General features: G+C 63.8%; 2 protein-coding genes. Both read right to left on the reverse strand.

Features of this window, described 5'->3' with window-relative positions; translation table 11 throughout:
- Positions 1-478: nitronate monooxygenase (locus ABT116_RS44590; protein ID WP_351646638.1), on the reverse strand; the 478-nt coding region annotated here is incomplete at its 3' end.
- Positions 478-1,689 (reverse strand): AMP-binding enzyme (locus ABT116_RS44595; protein WP_351646640.1); only part of this gene is annotated, 1,212 nt, incomplete at its 5' end. The genes ABT116_RS44595 and ABT116_RS44590, both read right to left, overlap by 1 nt.

Genomic DNA, 1,689 nt, shown 5'->3' on the forward strand with positions numbered 1-1,689 from the left:
CGCCCTTCTCGTGCGCCTGATCGATGACGTCTTTGGGCGGCGATCCCAGCGCATTCGCGATCAGCGCAATCCGATGCCCCAGAGCAACATCGACATGGGACCGCGCCACCGAGTGAAGCCATCCCAGTACGCCGGTCGCATGCTCGACGTCGTCGGACAGCGGCGGCACCCCCAGTTCGTCCAGCGTGCGATTGACGAAGGCGCGGTGCTCCTCCGGGATCAGCTTGTCGAGATCGACGGCACCACCCTCGGTCGGCACCTTGGCCGGCATGACGATGTCGACGCCGTACGGCTTCCCGTCGGTGTTCTCGTCCATCCACGTCAGTGCAGCTTCGAGCTCTTCCGGGTCGTTGAACCGGACGCAACCGAGAACGCCCAGACCGCCTGCGCGACTGATCGCGGCGGCGACGTGCTCGGAAGGAGTGAATCCGAAGATCGGGTATTCGATGCCGAACTTGTCGGCCAGATCCGAACGCATCAGGCTTCCACGCTTTCGTTTGCGGACGCCACAGGAGCGCCGTTTCCGTTGTGATCGTCAGCCTCGCGCGATTCCGTCTCGGCCTTGGCCCAGCGGTAGTCTGGCTTGCCTGCCGGATTGCGCTTGATCTGGTCGACGAACCACACGCTGCGCGGAACCTTGTATCCGGCAATCTCTTTGCGCGCTGCGGTGGCGATGTCATGCAAGGTCGGTGACGTGCCTTCACGTACCTGAACCACTGCGGCAACCCGCTGACCGAAGCGCTCGTCGGGGATACCGACCACCAGCACGTCGAAGATGTCCGGGTGCGCCTTCAAGGCGCCTTCGACCTCTTCCGGGTACACCTTCTCGCCGCCGCTGTTGATGGACACCGAACCGCGGCCGAGCATCGTGACCGTGCCGTCGGCTTCGACCTGCGCGTAGTCGCCGGGGATCGAGTAACGAACGCCGTTGATGGTGCGGAAGGTTTCGGCCGTCTTGACCTCGTCCTTGTAGTAACCGAGCGGAATGTTGCCCTTGCGAGCGAGCATGCCGCGCTTGCCCGATCCGGGTTCGACCTCGTTGCCGTCGTCGTCGAGAACCGTTGTGGAGGCGTCGATCTTGACCGTCGGGCCGCCGGTGTGCTTCTGGCCCTTGCTCAGCACTGCCAGTCCACCGAAGCCGGTCTCGGACGCGCCGATGGAGTCGGTCAGCAAGCGGTTGGGCAGCAGTTCGAGAAACTGCTCCTGGATACTCGGCGAGAAGAGTGCAGCACTGCTGGCCATCACGTAGAGCGTCGAAAGATCGTACGGCTCACCGGTCGCCGGGTTTCCGGCGATCAGTGCGTCGAGCATCGGGCGGCCCATCGCGTCACCCGTGATGAAGATCAGGTTGACCTTGTGCTTGTCGATGTTCTGCCACACCTCGTGGGCGTCGAATTCCGGGTGCATCAAACAGGTTCCGCCGCCGAAGAGGCTGTGGAACACCGCAGACTGCGAACCGCCGTGAATCATCGGGGGGATCGGGTAGCGGATCATGCTCGGGTTGGCAGCGCCGACCTTCGCCATCTCGTACTCGTCCTCGACCGGAACGCCGGTCACGAAGTTGATGCCGCCGCCGAGCACACGCCACCAGTCCTCGTGACGCCACATGACGCCCTTGGCGATCACGTCCTCGAAGGGCATCGCGAAGCGGTAGTCGAAGTGACCGACCGGGATGGACGTCAGCACGTC

The sequence above is a fragment of the Streptomyces sp. NPDC002130 genome (assembly GCF_040296465.1).
Lineage (GTDB): Bacteria > Actinomycetota > Actinomycetes > Streptomycetales > Streptomycetaceae > Streptomyces.